Origin of the sequence: Halomonas sp. McH1-25 (assembly GCF_022348165.1) — a bacterium.
Classification (GTDB): domain Bacteria; phylum Pseudomonadota; class Gammaproteobacteria; order Pseudomonadales; family Halomonadaceae; genus Modicisalibacter.
Genome location: NZ_JAKRFI010000001.1, coordinates 424,146 through 442,059 on the forward strand (window position 1 = coordinate 424,146; position 17,914 = coordinate 442,059).

Genomic DNA, 17,914 nt, shown 5'->3' on the forward strand with positions numbered 1-17,914 from the left:
GGAAGCAGGTTACCTATTGGATCATGCCGTTGCCATGAGGATACCCAGGCATGCCCAAGAGCGTGGTAGGGTGTCCTATCGATAGGATGAATTGGCTCAGGGAACCGGCATGCTTAGAAGCGCGATGGAAATCAGGGAAGTCGACGTCGAGAGCCGTTCGGCGACTCGCTACGAACTGTTCGACGGCGACACTGGCATGAGTTTGGGAATCTACGATAGCTATGACCGAGCTCAGACGGAACGCGAACACATGCTGGATTCGGACTGGGCAGCTTATAAAGGCGGCACTGACGCTGACCCGGGCTCGGAATGACCTCAGACGTGAGCGACGACGATGAAGCTAGGCGATCCCACCGAGGATAGCCGCCAGATCGATTCGCCCTCCCTGAGGGCGTAGATCGAGTAGCCCCTCGAGATCGCTCAGGTGCTGGCGCATCCGATTGCAAGCCTGCTGCGGCGAGCCGGACCCCAGCAGGTTCAGAAGATCGGCATGGTCGTGATCCAGATAGCAGGCTTCCATGCCCGGACGTTTGTATAGCGCGATCACGATGGATGTACGCAGAATCAAATCGGTCAGCATGCTGCCCAGCACCCGGTTCGGCGAGTGATCCGCCAGATAACGATGCACTGCCAGGGAGCACTTTACGCGCCGGGCTTCGTCGCCCTGCTGGTGTGCGCCATGCTCCTCTTCGACAATTTGCCGTAGTTCCTCATATTGCGCGGAGGATAGTTTGCCTGCCAGCAAGGCTGCCACCTCGCCCTCCACCAAGCGCCGCGCCGCAAAGATCTCTTTCGTCTCCTGGATATCGGGCGACGCGACACGAGCCACCTGATTCGGCTGTTGTACGACGACATGGTCACCGACCAACCGGGTCAATGCCTTGCGTACCACCGAGCGACTGACCCCGAAGATGCCTCCCAACGTTGCCTCGGGCAGACGCGTGCCCGGCGGAAGGCGCTGGGACAACACCGCATCGCGTATCATGTCGACGATATATTGGTCGCCGACACGCTTACCTGCATGAATATCGTCGGTTACCGTGTCCTGCCATGACTTCGGCATAGCCGTACTCCCTCGCTCGGTCATGCATACCTTCGCATGTTGTCACGACGAACGCTATACGTATCCAAACCACGCGAAGATTGTATCCAATCAAACAAGTATGATGTTTCCAGTGGGAATCATGTCCGGACACCACACCCCTTGAGGATGACGTGACACAGGAAGTCGGTGATATGGCGATAGTCGTCGGTATCCAGCGCCTCACGACCGGTAATACCCAAGACCTGGGCTTCGAAATCGGCATAGTGCTGAGTGGACGACCAAATCAGAAAGATCAACCAGACCGGATCCACCGGGTCCATCATCCCCCTTGCCGCCCACTGTTCGAACACCTTTGCCCGCGCCTGGACCCACTCACGCAATTCGCCATGTAAGTAGTCCTGCAGAAATGGCGCCCCCTGCAGCACTTCCGCGGCGAACAGCCGCGAGCCTTGGGGATGCGTGCGGGTGAGCTCCATCTTGCTGCGGATAAAGGCTTCGATGACCTCGGCGGGATCGTCATCGACACTGATGTCGTCCAGCATCGCGTTCCAGCGCTCCATCATGCGTTCGAGCAGCGTGACATACAGCTGGCGCTTGCTGCCCACGTAATAGAGCACGTTCGACTTGGGCAACCCCGCCGCTTCGGCAATCGCCTGCACGCTGGCACCACGGTAGCCGTGACGGGCAAAGACCTGCTCGGCGGCATCGAGGATGGCTTTTTCGTTGCGTAGCCGCGTTCGTGTCATTTCTGGCGCAGTCATTGTCGTCATCGAGGCCTTCCCCCTGCCAAAGCGGCAAGCTTGCCCTAGCTTGGCGAGGGACTCAACGCCGGGGCTCTCGCTACTTGGCAGGAAGGAACTTTTACGTTCGCTGGCTTGCACGCACGAGGGCTTTCGGCCACGCTAAATAACATTGACCATTCGGTCAAGTTGCTTGCAAACTCCTCCTGACAGATCTCCGATAACAACGAGCGAACTCCGTGATGATCGACTTCTATCTGAACGGGCAACGTCAGCAGTGTGCCGACATCAGCCCGGACACCAGTGCGCTGGAACTGCTACGTATCGATTTGGGCAAGACCGGAACCAAGGAAGGCTGCGCCTCCGGCGACTGCGGCGCCTGTACGGTGGCCATCGGCGAGCCCGACGGCCAAGGCGGCCTGGTCTATCACAACGCCAATGCCTGCATCATGCCCGCCCATCAGTTGAATGGCTGCCACGTGGTTACTGTCGAAGGGCTGGCCCGGGGCGACGCGCTGCATCCGGTACAGGCCGCGATGGTCGATTGCCACGGCAGCCAATGCGGTTTCTGTACCCCCGGCATCGTCATGTCGCTGTTCACCTTGCACGAAGGCCAGCGGCATCGACCGGCGCCCTTGACACAGGAGCGCCTGGAGTCGGCACTGGGAGGCAATCTTTGCCGCTGTACTGGCTACCGTCCGATTCGCGATGCCGCCCTGCGCATGGGTGAGTATCCCGATACGCACCCCACCTGGGCGGACGATCCGGACCTGCCTCGCAATGTCGAAACGCTGTTCAGCGCTGCCACGCGCCCTGCCCAATCTACTTCCGAGACAGCCGAGGGCTATGCCATGCCACGCGACCTGGCGAGCCTGCGCGAACTGCGCCGTCAGCGTCCCGACTCACGCCTGGTGGCCGGGGCCACCGACCTGTGGCTGGAAGTGACGCAGCAGCTCAAGCCGCTCGAGGATGTCGTCGATGTCCGCCAGGTCGCGGGACTCAACACCATCGAGGAAACCGCCGATGGCTGGTGGGTAGGTGCCGCCGTCACCTATCGTCGGCTGGAGCCGTTGCTCGCCAAGCATTACCCGGCCTTCGCACACCTCATGCACCGTTTCGCCTCGTCGCAGATCCGCAACCGGGCGACCATGGGCGGCAACGTGGCCAATGCCTCGCCGATTGGCGATACCCCGCCGGTGCTGCTGGCGCTGGATGCCCGGCTGGCCCTCGATGGCCCCGAAGGGCAGCGCGAACTTCCCATCGAGACATTCTTCCTCGATTACAAGAAGACGGCCCTCCAGCGGGGCGAGTTCATCCGTGCCATTTTCCTGCCGCGGCTCGAAGAGCGCCAGCTCAAGGTCTGGAAGCTGTCCAAACGTCGCGAGGACGATATTTCCGCGGTTCTGGCCGCCTTTTCCTGGCGGCTGGATGACGGCGTGATGCGGGATGTCCATCTCGCCTTTGGTGGCATGGCGGCCATTCCGCGCCGCGCGCCCCAGGCTGAAGCGGCGCTGGAAGGCCAGCCACCGGGCCCCGCCGCGTTCGAGACCGCCCGAGCGGCGCTGCGACAGGAGTTCCAGCCTCTCGATGATGTGCGGGGCTCCAGTGAATACCGTCTCGTGGCGGCAGCCAACTTGCTCGAGCGTCTGCGCCTGATGCTGCAGAAAGAGACACAAACGAGCCACGACAACGACACTGCGGAGGTCTGCCTCGATGCGTACGCTCACTGAACTTTCCCGCGATTCCGCCAATGCGCGTCAGGAACAGATCGGACGCAACAAGGGCGACGGACCACTGGCTCGGGATACCGAGAGCGAGACCAGCCGGGGCTGCGCCGGTCTGTCTGCAGCCCATGAAAGCGCCATCAAGCACGTCACCGGTCGCGCTGCCTACATCGACGACCTGCCGGCGCCGGCCGATGCCCTGCATGTCGCAATCGGCTTCTCGCCCGTGGCGCATGGGCGCCTGACCCGGCTCGACCTGGACAAGGTCAGGCATGCCCCCGGCGTCATCGACGTGATCACCATCGTCGACGTACCGGGACATACCGACATTGGACCGGTGTTTCCCGGCGATCCGATCTTTGTCGATGACGAAATCAGTTATCTCGGCCAGTCGTTGTTTGCCGTCGCCGCGACCAGCTACAAGGCAGCCCGCCTGGCGGTCCGGCTGGCCGTGGCGGAAATCGACGAGCAGCCGATCAACCTCGATCCGGTCTCGGCTGCCGAGGCCGGCGATGTGGTACGCCCGACCCACGTCCAACAGAGTGGCGACTGGCAACGCGCGCTGGACAGCGCGCCGCATGTACTCGAGCGCGAGCAGTTCGTCGGCGGGCAGGAGCACTTCTATCTCGAAGGCCAGGCCTGCCTGGTCACGCCCACCGAGGACGAAGGCGTGACCGTATTCACCTCGAACCAGCACCCCAGCGAGACGCAGAAGCTGGTCGCCGAAGTGCTGGGCGTGCCCTTTCACGCCGTCACGGTGGAAACCCGGCGCATGGGTGGCGGCTTCGGCGGCAAGGAAACCCAGGCCTCGCCCTGGGCTTGTATCGCGGCCTTGTTCGCCCGTCGCACCGGACGGGCGATCCGGCTTCGCCTGCCGCGCGCCGAGGATACGCGCGCCACGGGCAAGCGCCATCCGTTTCACAACCGCTATCGTCTGGGTTTCGATGACCAGGGTGTGCTGACCGGTGGCGATATCACGGTGATCGGCGATTGCGGCTATTCACCGGACCTGTCCGAGGCGATCGTCGATCGCGCCATGTTCCACGCCGACAATGCCTACTCGCTGGGCGAGGCTCGCGTCACCGGCCATCGCGCCCGCACCCATACCGCCTCGAACACCGCGTTTCGCGGCTTCGGCGGTCCTCAGGGCATGATGATCATCGAGGCGGCGATGGACGACATCGCCCGTCACGTCGGCGAGGATCCGTTGACGGTACGCAAGCGCAACCTCTACCGCCCGGGGCGCGACGTCACGCACTACGGCCAGAGCGTGGACCAGCATGCGCTGATCCACGAGATCGTCGAGCGCCTGGAAACCAGCAGCGATTACTGGAACCGCCGCAAGGCAATCAGCGAATTCAACGCCCGCAGCCCGATCGTCAAGAAGGGCCTGGCGCTGACCCCGGTGAAGTTCGGCATTTCCTTCACCGCCAAGCACCTCAACCAGGCCGGCGCGCTGCTGCACGTCTATACCGATGGCAGCGTGATGATCAACCACGGCGGCACCGAGATGGGCCAGGGCCTGCATACCAAGGTTTGCCAGGTCGTGGCGCGCGAACTGGGGCTGGATCTGGCACAGGTGCGGATCACAGCGACACGTACCGACAAGGTACCCAACACCTCGCCGACGGCGGCTTCCAGCGGGGCCGATCTCAACGGCATGGCCGCACGCGACGCGGCCAGCCAGATCCGCGAACGGCTGTTCGACTTCGCTGCCGAGCACTATGAGATCGACCGTGAAGGCATGACCATGGAAAATGGCGAACTGGTCGCCTTCAACCGTCGCATCTCGTGGGGCGAGCTGGTTCAGGCCGCCTATCTGTCACGCATATCGCTGTCGGCCAAGGGCTTCTATTCCACGCCGCTGATCCACTACGACCGTAATACCGGCAAGGGCCGCCCCTTCTATTATTTCGCCCATGGCGCCGCTGTCGCCGAGGTCGAGGTCGATAGCCTGTCCGGCGAATACCGACTGACGCGTGCCGATATCCTGCACGACGTGGGCGACTCGCTGAACCCGGCCATTGACATGGGCCAGGTCGAGGGCGGTTTCATTCAGGGCATGGGCTGGCTGACCACCGAGGAACTCAAGTGGAACGACCAGGGCCGCCTGCTCTCCGATGGTCCCGCCACGTACAAGATCCCAGCGTTTGGCGACCTGCCGCCGGAATTCAATGTGGAGTTGCTGCAGGGGCACCCCAACTCACAGGCCAGCATCTATCGCTCCAAGGCCGTGGGCGAGCCACCTTTCATGTTGGGCATTTCGGTGTGGTCCGCGCTTCGTGACGCCCTGGCCAGTCTGGTCGATTACCGGCAGGCGCCGCGCCTGGACACGCCGGCGACCCCCGAGCGCGTGCTGATGGCCGCCGAAGCGCTGCGCCGTGCCGCTGCCATGGCCCCGTCGGTGGAGACCAGCGATGATCTGGCATGATGCCCTGCATCGCCTGCAGAACGCAGCAACGCCCCACGTCCTGGCCACCGTGGTCGGGGCGGCGGGCTCCACGCCGCGCGAACCGGGCGCCAAGATGGTCATCACCGCCGACGAGGTCCACGATACCCTGGGCGGCGGCACCTTCGAGTTCCAGGTGATCGATGCCGCCCGCCAGGCCCTGGCAGGTCACGACACCGCCACGCGCCTCGAGGCTTTCCCGCTCGGCGGCCGCTCCGGCCAATGCTGTGGCGGCTATGTTCATGTGCTGATCGAAGTCTTCGCCGGCGCCGAAATGACCGTGGCCGTATTCGGAGCCGGTCATGTGGGACAGGCCCTGATGCAGTTGCTGGCACCGTTGCCATGGCGCGTGCTGTGGCACGACAGCCGGCCGGAATCGTTCCCGGCCGAAGCCACCGGCCAGGCACGACTCGAGTGTCGCGATGGTTCGGACAGTGCAGCCAGCGTAGCCGCCCTGCCTCCGGGGTCGCACGCGCTGGTCATGACTCATGATCATGCCGAGGATCGTGTGTTGGTCGATGCGCTGTTGAGGCGCGGCGATTGTGCGTCGATCGGCCTGATCGGCTCGCAGAGCAAGTGGGCCAGCTTTCAGCGTCGCCTGCGCGAGGCGGGACACACCCCGGCCTCGCTGTCGCAGGTGCGCTGCCCCATCGGCATTGCCGGCGCCCAGGGCAAGCGCCCCTACGAGATCGCGCTGGCGGTGAGTGCCGAGTTGCTGACCCTCAAGTCATCGGGTGAACGTCCCGATCAACGCGGTATCGAACCCAGGGTACTGCGCAAGGTATTCGACGCCGACCGCTCACCGAATTCCCAGCTGGAGACCAGGAAATGACCGATTCCCGAGTGCTGCGCGGCCCGTTGCTCAGCTTCATGAACGATCCGGGCGAGGACGATACGCCGCAACCGGGCAGCGTGGTGTATCTCGAGGATGGCGCGCTGTGGATCGAGAATGGCCGCATCCGCACCATCGCCGAATACCTCAAGCTCGAGCCCGAGCTGCCCGAGGGCATCGAAGTGGTGGATTACGGCGACAAGCTGATGATGCCGGGCTTCATCGATAGTCACGTGCACTACGTGCAGCTCGAGATCATGGCCTCCTATGGGCGCCAGCTGCTCGACTGGCTCAATGAGTACACGTTTCCGGAAGAGTGCCGGTTTGCCGAGCGTGCTCATGCCGAAGCCATCGCCGAGGCGTTTCTCGACGAGACACTGCGTGTCGGCACGACGACCGCCCAAGTCTTCTGCACCTCGCATCCGATCTCGGTGGACACCTTCTTCTCAGCCGCCCATCGCCGCGGCCTGCGCATGCTGGCCGGCAAGGTACTGATGGATCGCCATGCACCGGATGCGCTGGTTGACGACACCTACGGCGGCATTCGCGATACCGAACGCCTGATCGGCGACTGGCACGGCAAGGGCCGGCTGGGCTACACGTTGACGCCGCGCTTCGCACCGACGTCCACCCGCGAACAGCTCGACGCTACCGGCGGCCTGCTGCGCAATGCGCCCGACCTGCACCTGCAGACGCACCTGTCGGAGAACCACGGCGAGATCGCCTGGGTGGCAGAGCTTTTTCCCGAAGCCAGCGACTATCTCAACGTCTATGAGCGCTACGGACTGGTCGGTCCGAAGAGCACCTTCGCCCACGGCATTCACCTGACTCAGGATGCACGCAACCGCCTGGCCCAGGCGGGGGCCAACATCGCCTTCTGCCCGACCTCGAACCTGTTCCTCGGCAGCGGCCTGTTCGACCGCCTGGCCTGCCGCGAGGCCGGCCTCAACGTCTCGCTGGCCAGCGACATCGGTGGCGGCACGGACCTGTCCGGTTTCGGCACCCTGAAAGCGGCATACCAGGTGGGTCAGTTGCTCAACCAGCCGCTGACGCCCTGGCAGGGGTTCTATCGGTTGACGCTGGGCAATGCCCGCGCCCTGCACTTGGACTCTCACATCGGTAGCCTGCGCGAAGGCGCGGAAGCGGACATCGTCGTGCTCGACCCCAAGGCGACGCCGCTGTTGGAGCGTCGCATGGCCCGCACCACCAGCCTGGGCGAGCGCCTGTTCGCGTTGATGATCCTGGGCGACGACCGCGCCGTGCATGCGACCTGGGCCAACGGTCGGTGCGTACATCAGCGTAGCGAGGTTGATAGCTAACTTGCCCGACAGGGCATTAATGTCACGCCCGGCCGTGCCGGGCGTGATGCTTTTGAGTCAGGTTCGTCTGTCATCCTGCACTTTTAAGACTCGCCAAATAGTGCCAATGCACCAAGTCAATGCACTAACGAAACTGTGGCTGAACAGCGTCCCCTATCGTGACCCAGGCGAGTCGCCTAGCGTTGCCTGCTGATGCGCTTCCCCCCGCATGATAGTGCGCTCCTTGATTGGCAAGCTAATTGCATACAGAAAGAAAAACATTTCTTGTATACAACCAATCCAATCAGGAACCGCCGCCATGTCCATCGACACGCCACTCTATCGGCTTGAAGATCGCCCTGCCCCACCCAAGGCACTTCTCGCCGGGCTACAACATGTGCTGGCCAGCTTCGTCGGCATCATCGCTCCCAGCATGATCATCGCCGGCGCGCTGGGACTCGAGGCCTATATCCCCTATATGATCAGCATGGCCCTGTTCGTCTCGGGCGTCGCCACCCTGCTGCAATCCCAGCGCATCGGTCCGCTGGGGTCCGGGCTACTCAGCGTACAGGGCACCAGTTTCGCCTTCGTCGGAGCATTGATCATCGCCGGCCAGGCGGCGCGGGACGGGGGCGCCAGCGACCAAGCCGTGCTCGCCACCCTGTTCGGTGTCTGCCTGGCGGGCAGCGTGATAGAAATCGCCTTGGGTAGCGTTCTGCCGCAGCTCAAGCGCATCATCACACCCACAGTGACAGGCATCGTCGTGGTGCTCATCGGCCTGTCACTGATCAAAGTGGGGGTTACCGATATGGCCGGCGGCTTCGGGGCGGAGAACTTCGGCAGCCTGGGCAACCTGGGCCTGGCCGCACTGGTCATCGTCACCGTCGTCGCCTGTCAGCTCTCGCGCCATGCCTGGCTACGCATCGGATCGATCTTCGTGGGCCTCGTCGTGGGCTGCCTGGCTGCCGCCTTGGGCGGCCAGATGGGGCTGCCCTCGCTGAGCGAGGCCACCTGGCTCACCGTCCCGCAACCGTTGCGCTACGGACTGGACTTCGATATCGCCGCCTTCATTCCCGTCGCCTTCATCTTCCTGATCACCGCAATCGAGACCATAGGCGATCTGACCGGCACTTCACGCGCCTCGGCCGAGCCCGTCGACGGCCCGATCTACCGCCAACGCATTCGCGGTGGCGTCATGGCCGATGGCGTCAACTCGGCACTGGCTGCCCTGTTCAATACCTTCCCCAACACCACGTTCAGCCAGAACACCGGCGTCGTCCAGCTCACCGGTGTGGCCAGTCGCCATGTCGGCTGGTACGTCGGGGGGATCTTGATCGTACTGGGACTGATTCCGGCACTGGGTCAGTTTCTACAGCAGATCCCCCGCCCCGTACTGGGTGCAGCGACCACGCTCATGTTCGGATTGATCGCCGTCTCGGGGATTCGCATCCTGAATAGCCAGGCCATGGATCGCAAAGCACTGATGACCATTGCCACCTCCCTGGGCATGGGGCTGGGCGTTCTCCTGGTCCCCGAGGTACTGTCCGGTCTGCCACCGTTGATGCAGAAGATATTCTCGTCCCCGATCACCACGGGCGGACTCACGGCCATTCTCTGTACATTATTGCTGCCCGATACGGGCAAGGCAGTCCAGGCCGAGGCTCCTACCAATGAAGTACCCAGTCCTGGGGCCTCGCCGAAATAAGCTGAGGACACTGAAACGCGACAGCCCGCATTTCGCGGGCTGTCGTCGTCTGGGGCAAGCTTACTCCTTGAACGGCACCGGACGTGGCGTTTCCGACGTGGAGGCCGGCAGTATCGGCATGGTGAAGTCGGGCTGCTCCCCGGTCAGGCTGTGCAGGAAAGCCACGATATTGTCGATGCTTTCGGCATCCAGCTCCTGTCCCAACTGCAGTGTTGCCATCACGTCTACGGCTTTTTCCAGCTCCCAGTAAGCGCCGTCATGGAAGTACGGGTAGGTCAGCTCGACGTTACGCAGGCTCGGCACCTTGAATGACATGCGGTCTGCATCCTTGCCGGTCACCTCGAAACGTCCCTGCGAGGGGTTGTTGGTCAGGTATTTCTCGAACAACCCCATGCGCTGGAACGAGGTTCCGCCCACTGCCGGGCCATGGTGACAACCGGCGCAGCCGATTTCCTTGAACAGCTGGTAACCCGCCTTTTCCGCATCGCTCAGGGCAGCGTCATTGCCCCGCAGCCATTGGTCGAAGCGCGAGTTCGGGGTGACCAGCGTCTTCTCGAACTCGGCAATGGCGTCCGTCACCTCGGCGATGGTGATGGCTTCGGTGCCATACACCTCATCGAACATGGCGCGATATTCCGGAATCGATGTCAGCACGTCCACAGCCAGGTTGTGGGTAAAGGCCATCTCCTTGGGATTGGCAATGGGTCCTGCAGCTTGCTCCTGGAGCGATTCGGCACGGCCGTCCCAGAACTGCGCAAGGCTCAGGCTTGAATTCAGCACGGTCGGCGAGTTGATGGGGCCTTCCTGCCAATGGTGGCCGATGGAGGTCGGCAGGTTGTCGCTGCCGCCCAGGCTGAGGTTATGGCAGGAGTTACAGGAAATGAACCCTGATCGTGACAGCCGCGGATCGAAGAACAGCTTCTTGCCCAGTTCCACCTTGAGCGGTGCATCGACCGTAGCCGGCTCGATGGGTTTGATCGGTTCTTCAGCGATGCGGTCGGCCCAGGCTGGCGCCGCCAGCCCCAAGGCGATAATGGCTCCCCACGCACTACGTTTCATGTCAGGCTCCCTTGCTGGAACGAGCCCGGCCCTGCGGCCCGGCAGCACATCTATTAGATGTGTCTTTATCTCGTTCCATTGTGAGAGCCCGGCGAAGGCATTTGATTGATGCCGGTCAATTCCTGCGCCAAGGGACTTGATCGGGATCAAACCGCTTGGGAAAACTCGTCGAGCCTGGCCAAAAGCACCTGCCGACGCCCTTCCTCCATGAAGGCGACATCGATGGCATTGCGCGCCATCGAAACGAACGTCGCCCTGTCCCAGCCGAAAGCCTGCTCGCAAGCCATGTAGTTGTCCAGTACTCCCCCACCGAAATACGCCGGGTCGTCGGAATTGAGCGTGACCTTGAGTCCGGCATCCAGCAACTGGGGTAATGGATGGTCCTGGATCCGCTCGACCACCTTGAGCCGAACATTGGACAGCGGGCAGACGGTCAGCGGGATCCGGCTCTCGCGTAGCCTGGCGACCAGCTCGGGATCCTCCAGACAACGCACGCCATGGTCGATGCGACATACCTCGAGCAAGTCCAGCGCCTCACGAATGTAGTCGGCCGGCCCCTCCTCCCCGGCATGGGCGACACGTGGCAAGCCTAAGGTTTTTGCCCGGGCGAACACCTCGGCGAACTTGGACGGCGGATTGCCCGATTCGGCACTGTCCAGCCCAACGGCATCGATCAGCTCCAGGTAGGAGCCAGCCTGATCGAGTACGGCCATGGCATCCTCGGCGGGCTTGTCGCGTAGGAAGCTCATGATCAGTGCCGTGGATAGCCCCCACTCCCGCTCGGCATGGCGCATGGCCCGGGTCAGTCCCTCGATCTGCACGTCGAAGCCGACGCCGCGCGACAGATGCGCCTGCGGATCGAAGGAAAGCTCCACGTGCACGACCCCTTCGGCCTGGGCGCGACGAAAGTAGTCGATGGCCAGGTCATGGAAGTCGTCGGCCGTGCGCAGCACCGCCATGCCCTGGTAATAGAGGTCCAGAAAGGATTGCAGATCGCTGAAATCGTAGGCGGCTCGCACCTCGTCCACCGAGGAGTAAGGCAAGCTGACGGCATTGCGCTCGGCCAGCGCAAACATCAATTCCGGCTCCAACGAGCCTTCTATATGTAGATGCAGCTCGACCTTGGGCAGGGCTTTCAACCAATCCTTCATCGCGTCACTCCTCATCGGGTTTGAGCCATCTTGCCGTGACTTGACCAGTTGCGCAAAGTCTAGGTGAGCCGCCCTTCCCGCAGGCGTAAGGCTCGATCGACCGAAGGAAGGCCCGCCTCGTCGTGCGCCAGATAGATGACGGTGCGCCCGGCCAGACAATCGTCCAGCCTTGAGGCGATATAGGCTGCCGTCGTTGCATCCAGCCCGGAAAATGGCTCGTCGAGAATCACCAGATCCGGATCGCACAGCAGTACCCGTGCCAGGGCCACGCGGCGGGCCTGGCCACCGGAAAGCTGACGCCCCGACTCGCCGACCCATGTGTCCAGTCCCTGCGGCAGCTCACGAGCCCAGGCTGCCAGATCGACGATACTCAGCACGTCCCATAGCCGTGCGTCATCGGCCTGGGCATCGCCCAGGCGCAAATTGGCTGCCAGCGTGTCATGAAAAAGCTCGGCGTGCTGAGTCAGATAGCCGATGCGTGAACGTAGCTCGCCCAACGCCACCTGACGCACGTTGTTGCCACCGATGAGGACCTGCCCCTGCTCGGGTTCGATCAGTCGAGTGGCCAGCTTGGCGACACTCGACTTGCCGGCCCCCGACTCGCCCAGCAATGCGACACGCTCTCCGGCATGCACGCTGAACGACACACGCTCGAGCGCCGGAGTCACGCTACGGACCTCGCTAGGCAACCCCGTGCCGGAATAGTCCAACGAGACATCGACCATCTCCAGGGACAACGCCCCCTCGGGCAAGGCCTCGGGAGCCTGTGGTTCGCGAATCGCGCCACGCAACGAGGCAATTCCGTTGAGGCGCTCGGCCGCGGCCAAGGTACTGCCGAAATGCGTGAAGCCACTGGGCAACATCGCCAGCGCTTCGCTCATGGCGAGTACGGCCAGGGGCATCATGACCATGACCGGCCCGCTTATCTCACCGGCACCGAATGCCCGGGCTCCCAGCCATAGGGCCAACACTGCGCTCAGCGTAACGCCCATGCCCACCAGGGCATTACCCAACGCCTGATAGCGCCCGAGCCGACGCTGGTCCTCGTACAAGGCGCGCTCTTCGTCGGCCAATGCACGGCGATGCGTGGCCAGCGTGCCGTAGCAGCGCAACTCGGCCAAGCCTTGCATCTGTTCGATACTGCGCATGCGTAGCCGATCGAGGGTGGCTATTCTGCGCCGGCTGGCCGCCAACCCGAGACGGGCCTGGCCCACCACCAGCCATAGCCATAATCCGAGCAAGGGAATGGCAACCGCCACGCCGATGCCCGGCACGAACAGCCCCAGCAGAATACCGATGCCGGCAATCGCCAGCAATGCCACCAGTGGCGGTGCCAATAGGCGTAGGTAGAGGCTATCCAGCGCATCGATGTCCGCCGTCAGGCGGTTGAGCCATTCGGAGGCGCGCAACTGGCCCACCACGCGTTCATCCAGGCGAGTCATGACGGTGAACATGCCGGCACGCAGGTCGGCAAGCAGGCGCAGCACCGTCTCGTGGTTGTAGACACGCTCCACATAACGCACCACGCTGCGCCCGACGGCAAAGAAGCGGATGCCGGCGCCGGGACGGTAAATATCGAGCGTGGCCTGGATGCCGGCGGCGAGCATCAGCCCGGTAACCGCCGTCGCCGTGATGAACCAGCCGGACAGCGCCAGCAGGCCAATCGCGGCAGCGACGGTAAGCAGTATCAACAAGCCACCCAGCCACAGCCGGCGGCGTCGCCGGCCAAGCACTTTCATCCAAGGACGAAAGGTGGCAGTCAGCGTCGCGTCATTGCTCGATTTCATTGCGTCCTCGCCGTTGGGAATCGATCACTCGGCCTTCGCTCAACGTAAGTACGCGATCCGCCATGTCTATCAATGCCGGGTGATGCGTGGCCACGATCAAGGTTCTGCCTGCGTCGATAAGGCGGCGCAGCGAGCCGATGATCTGGGCCTCGGTGTCGACATCCAGGCTGGCGGTCGGCTCGTCGAGCAGTACAAGCGGCGCCTGCGAGAGAAATACACGCGCCAACGCCAAGCGCTGCGCCTGCCCGCCCGACAGTCCCAGGCCGCGCTCCCCCAGGGAAGTGTCGAGCCCGTCAGGCAGCGTGTCGATCAGCGCACCCAATCCGGCCTGACGGACAGCGTCATACAGACGCGCCTCGTCTGCATCGGGTGCAGCCAGGCGCAGGTTGTCTGCCAGGCTGCCCTTGACCAGCCAAGGACGCTGATCCATCCAGGCAATGGGCGCTGCAGGGGATACCTCATAGCTTCCCTCGGCCGGTGTGACGAACCCGCCCAGCAAGTGCAGCAAGGTCGATTTTCCCGTTCCCGAAGGCCCTGTCACGGCCAGGCACTCGCCGGGCTCGATGACGAGATCCAGCGGCCCGAGTACACGTCCGCGCTCGGGATAACTCACCACGACGTTTTCGAGGTCAACACGCGAACCGCTTGCCTGCCCCTCGGTCTCGGAAACCTCGGCCGGTACGGGCTCGGCGGGCGCCGGACGCTTGAGCAGCTTCACCAGAGCGTCCGCGGCCCCCAGTGCCGCCGCTCTATCGTGATAGTGCTGCGACAGGGTGCGTAACGGCTGAAAGAATTCCGGCGCCAGGAGCAGAACGAACAAGCCACTAAACAGAGTCAGTTCATCGGCCGGCCCGAACGAGATGTATCCCAGCAACCCGAACCCGATATAGATAGCGACTACGGCAATCGCCACCGAGGCGAAGAACTCGAGGACGGCCGACGACAGAAAGGCGATACGCAGCGTGCGCATGCTGCGCTGTCGATAATCGTCCGCTGCCGTGAACACCTCATCGACGCTTCGCTCGGTGCGGTTGAACAGCTGCAGCGTCGTTACGCCACGGACCCGGTCGAGAAAGTGCCCGGCCAGTCGAGTCACGGCCAGAAACTGCTCACGGTTGAGCCGCTCGGCCCCCATGCCCACCAGGGCCATGAACAACGGAATCAAGGGAGCCGCGAGAAGCAGAAACAGCGCCGCCAACCAGTCTAGCCACAGCACGACGCATAATATGATCAGTGGCAACACGACGGCCAGGCGGAGCTGAGGCAGAAAACGCGAGAAATAACCGTCTAGCGCTTCGACCTGCTCTACCACTTGGCCGCCCAGGCCCGCACTGTGCTGATCGCTGAGACGCTGGGGTCCTAGCGCTGCCAGGTGATCCAGCAACTCGGCGCGGAGGCGCGAGCGCACCCGCACTCCAGCCTCGTTGCCGGCGCTTTCCTGGCCCCACTGGGCCAGGGCACGCAGTACGACGACCAACGCCAGACCCATGAAAGGCCATATCAGTTCGTCGGCCGGGATGCCCTCTATGGTCAAGCGACTGACGATCCAGGCAAGCAGGCCCATCTGAACGATCGTCAGGCACCCCACGACCACCCCCAGCGCCACGACTTGCGCCAAGAGAACTCGAACGCGGGTCGCCTGATGGCGCAGCCAGCCACGCGGAGTTAGATCGGACTCCTCCATAAGCGCTCAGTGGTACCCTTCGCCCGGCCGTACCTTGCCTCGGAACACCCAGTACGCCCAGGCGGTATAGCCGAGAATGATCGGAATGACGAACAATGTCCCGATCAGCAAGAACAGCTGAGAACTCGGCGAAGCGGCGGCATCCCATAGCGTGTGGTTGGGGGGCACCACGTATGGCCAGCGGCTGACCAGCAGCCCCAGATAGGTAAAGATGAACATGCTCAAGGTGGCCAGGAACGGCAGCCTGTCGCGCCGCTGTTTGACCGCCCAGAACAGCAGAGCGGCGCTGAGCAGCGCCATTGCCGGCAATATCCAGATGAACTGGATATTGCTGAACCAGCGATTCCAGACATTGGGATCGACATACGGCGTCCACAAGCTGACGATGGCGAACACCAGCAGTACGCCGGCGAGCAGCTTGGGCACGAGACGGAAGGCCCAGTCCTGAACTGCACCCTCGGTCTTCATGATGATCCAGGTTGCCCCCAGCAGCGCCAGCCCTGCCATCATGCCCAGTCCGGTCATGATGGTGAACGGCGTCAGCCAGTCGAAGGGGCCGCCGGCAAACGTCCGGCTTTCGGTTTCGAAGCCGAGAATATAGGCGCCTACCACGGCACCCTGGGCGAAAGCCGCCACAGCGGAGCCGCCGGCAAATGCCAGGTTCCACCATTTGCGCGAACGATGCGACTTGAAGCGCAGTTCGAACGCCACGCCCCGGAAGATCAACGCGGCGACCATCAGAAAGACGCCGATGTAAAGCGCCGGCAAAATAATGGTGTAAACCAGCGGAAACGCCCCTAGCAACGTCGTGCCCGCCAATACCAGCCAGGTCTCATTGCCGTCCCAGATCGGCGCCCCGGTATTCATCATGACGTCACGAGCCTCTTCGTCGGGAGCCAGCGGGAAGAGAATACCCATGCCCAGCACGAAACCGTCCAGGAGCACGTACATGATGATGCTGAAGGCAATGATGACAGCCCAGATGGTCGATAAAACGTAGGTATCCATAGGTTATCCCCTCCTTGGTGCAGCATCGTCTTCGCTATCGAACGACACATGCGAGGCCGACATGGGACGCATGGGGCGATGGCTTTCCTCGGTGCCAGCCTCGTCTTCCTGAATCCCCTTGCGTATTACCCGCGTAAGGTAATAGAGCCCAGCCCAGAAAATGACGGCGTAAACGGCGATATAGCCCAGCAGGGTGAACCACACCATCCCCGTACTCAGTGACGGCGTTACCCCTTCGGCATGGGTCATCATGCCGTAAACCAGCCAGGGAGCCCGCCCGGTTTCGGTCGTGATCCAGCCGGCAAGCAGGGCAATGAATGGCGTCACGCTCATCAGTCTCAATCCCTGCAGGAACCACCGGCTGGTATAGACCTTGCCGCCACGGCGCAATACCAGCCCGACTACAGCAAACACAATCATCAACACCCCCAGCCCCACCATGATGCGGAACCCGAAGAAGGTGAACCACACGGGAGGCTGTCTGTCGCGGGCCACCTCGTTCAGGCCGGGCAGCTCAGCGTTGGGATCGTGGGCCAGGATCAGACTGCCCAGTTTGGGAATGCCGACCTCGAAGTGGTTGGTCTGGTTTTCCTGATCGGGAATCGCAAAGAGCAGCAATGGTACGGATTCCTCGGTTTCCCAGATGGCCTCTATCGCCGAGATCTTGGCCGGCTGATGCTCCAGTGTATTCAGGCCATGAAAGTCACCGATTACCGCTTGAGCCGGCGCCGCAAACAACAGTAGCCATAGGGTCATCGATAGTGCCTTGCGGTTGGCTTCGACATCGTGCTTGCGCAGCAAATACCAGGCGCTCACCCCAGCCACGACAAAACCGCCAGCCAAGAAGGACGCCATTACCATATGCGCCAGACGGTAAGGAAAGGACGGATTGAAGATTGCATCGAACCAGGAAGTGACATGGAAGACGCCGTCACGGAACTCGACCCCATCCGGGGTATGCATCCAGCTGTTGCCAGCCAAGATCCAGAAGGATGAAATGAGCGTACCCAGGGCGACCATGATGGCAGCGAACAGATGCACACCCGGTGATACGCGATCGCGACCAAACAGCAGTACCCCGAGAAACCCCGCTTCCAGGAAGAAGGCCGTCAGCACCTCATAGCTGAGCATGGGTCCGAAAAAGTTGGCTGTCGCCTGCGAAAAATTGCTCCAGTTGGTACCGAACTGAAAAGCCATGACGATGCCCGACACCACGCCCATGCCGAAGACAACGGCAAACACCTTGGTCCAGAAAATCGACAATCTCTCCCAGGCTTGATTGCCCGTCGAGACAAAAAGCCCCTGAAGCAGCGCCACGAACGAAGCTATGCCGATCGAAAAGGCGGGAAATATCGCGTGAAAAGAGACAACGAAGGCGAACTGCAATCGCGATAGAAGTATCGGATCAAGTTCCATGGCTTCTCCTTGACAT

General features: G+C 62.5%; 14 protein-coding genes. 6 read left to right on the forward strand and 8 right to left on the reverse strand.

The window, feature by feature from the left end:
• The first annotated feature begins 109 nt into the window (after positions 1-109).
• The gene (locus MHM84_RS02110; protein ID WP_239261951.1) at positions 110-313 is read left to right on the forward strand and encodes a hypothetical protein; all 204 of its coding nucleotides are present in this window, start codon (positions 110-112) and stop codon (positions 311-313) included.
• A 27-nt stretch (positions 314-340) separates the two neighbouring features.
• On the opposite strand, the gene MHM84_RS02115 is transcribed toward MHM84_RS02110, so the two are convergent.
• Positions 341-1,063: a GntR family transcriptional regulator gene (locus tag MHM84_RS02115; protein WP_239261953.1), complete on the reverse strand. Its 723-nt coding sequence runs from the start codon at positions 1,061-1,063 to the stop codon at positions 341-343.
• Between the two features lie 119 nt (positions 1,064-1,182).
• Positions 1,183-1,815 (reverse strand): TetR/AcrR family transcriptional regulator, encoded by a 633-nt coding sequence (locus tag MHM84_RS02120; protein ID WP_239261955.1) that lies wholly within the window; start codon positions 1,813-1,815, stop codon positions 1,183-1,185.
• 212 nt (positions 1,816-2,027) lie between these two features.
• On the opposite strand from MHM84_RS02120, the gene xdhA reads away from it, so the two are divergent.
• The 5 genes from xdhA to MHM84_RS02145 all read left to right on the forward strand — a co-directional run bounded on the left by xdhA (position 2,028) and on the right by MHM84_RS02145 (position 9,793).
• The gene (gene xdhA / locus MHM84_RS02125) at positions 2,028-3,515 is read left to right on the forward strand and encodes a xanthine dehydrogenase small subunit (RefSeq protein WP_239263787.1); all 1,488 of its coding nucleotides are present in this window, start codon (positions 2,028-2,030) and stop codon (positions 3,513-3,515) included.
• On the forward strand, positions 3,499-5,940 hold the full coding sequence (gene xdhB, locus MHM84_RS02130; protein WP_239261957.1) for a xanthine dehydrogenase molybdopterin binding subunit: 2,442 nt from the start codon (positions 3,499-3,501) through the stop codon (positions 5,938-5,940). Before xdhA ends, xdhB begins: the two co-directional genes overlap by 17 nt.
• Positions 5,927-6,790, forward strand: a complete 864-nt coding sequence (xdhC, locus tag MHM84_RS02135; RefSeq protein WP_239261959.1) for a xanthine dehydrogenase accessory protein XdhC — start codon at positions 5,927-5,929, stop codon at positions 6,788-6,790. Before xdhB ends, xdhC begins: the two co-directional genes overlap by 14 nt.
• Positions 6,787-8,109 (forward strand): guanine deaminase, encoded by a 1,323-nt coding sequence (gene guaD / locus MHM84_RS02140; protein ID WP_239261961.1) that lies wholly within the window; start codon positions 6,787-6,789, stop codon positions 8,107-8,109. The genes xdhC and guaD overlap by 4 nt, the downstream gene beginning before the upstream one ends.
• 298 nt (positions 8,110-8,407) lie before the next feature.
• Positions 8,408-9,793 carry a nucleobase:cation symporter-2 family protein gene (locus MHM84_RS02145; protein WP_239261963.1) on the forward strand — a complete coding sequence of 462 codons (1,386 nt, stop codon included), beginning with the start codon at positions 8,408-8,410 and terminating at the stop codon, positions 9,791-9,793.
• Positions 9,794-9,853: 60 nt separating this feature from the next.
• Here the strand turns inward: MHM84_RS02145 and MHM84_RS02150 are convergent, their stop codons facing one another.
• From MHM84_RS02150 to MHM84_RS02175, 6 genes are all read right to left on the reverse strand, one after another.
• A complete protein-coding gene (locus MHM84_RS02150; RefSeq protein ID WP_239261966.1) occupies positions 9,854-10,852 on the reverse strand; it encodes a cytochrome-c peroxidase in 999 nt (332 codons plus the stop codon).
• Positions 10,853-10,998: 146 nt separating this feature from the next.
• Complete coding sequence (locus tag MHM84_RS02155; RefSeq protein ID WP_239261968.1) at positions 10,999-12,003, reverse strand: adenosine deaminase; 1,005 nt, start codon at positions 12,001-12,003, stop codon at positions 10,999-11,001.
• Between the two features lie 59 nt (positions 12,004-12,062).
• Complete coding sequence (cydC, locus tag MHM84_RS02160) at positions 12,063-13,790, reverse strand: thiol reductant ABC exporter subunit CydC (protein WP_239261971.1); 1,728 nt, start codon at positions 13,788-13,790, stop codon at positions 12,063-12,065.
• On the reverse strand, positions 13,774-15,474 hold the full coding sequence (cydD, locus tag MHM84_RS02165; RefSeq protein ID WP_239261973.1) for a thiol reductant ABC exporter subunit CydD: 1,701 nt from the start codon (positions 15,472-15,474) through the stop codon (positions 13,774-13,776). Before cydD ends, cydC begins: the two co-directional genes overlap by 17 nt.
• A 6-nt stretch (positions 15,475-15,480) precedes the next feature.
• The gene (gene cydB / locus MHM84_RS02170) at positions 15,481-16,482 is read right to left on the reverse strand and encodes a cytochrome d ubiquinol oxidase subunit II (RefSeq protein ID WP_239261975.1); all 1,002 of its coding nucleotides are present in this window, start codon (positions 16,480-16,482) and stop codon (positions 15,481-15,483) included.
• 3 nt (positions 16,483-16,485) lie between these two features.
• Positions 16,486-17,898 (reverse strand): cytochrome ubiquinol oxidase subunit I, encoded by a 1,413-nt coding sequence (locus tag MHM84_RS02175; RefSeq protein ID WP_239261977.1) that lies wholly within the window; start codon positions 17,896-17,898, stop codon positions 16,486-16,488.
• Positions 17,899-17,914 lie beyond the last annotated feature (16 nt).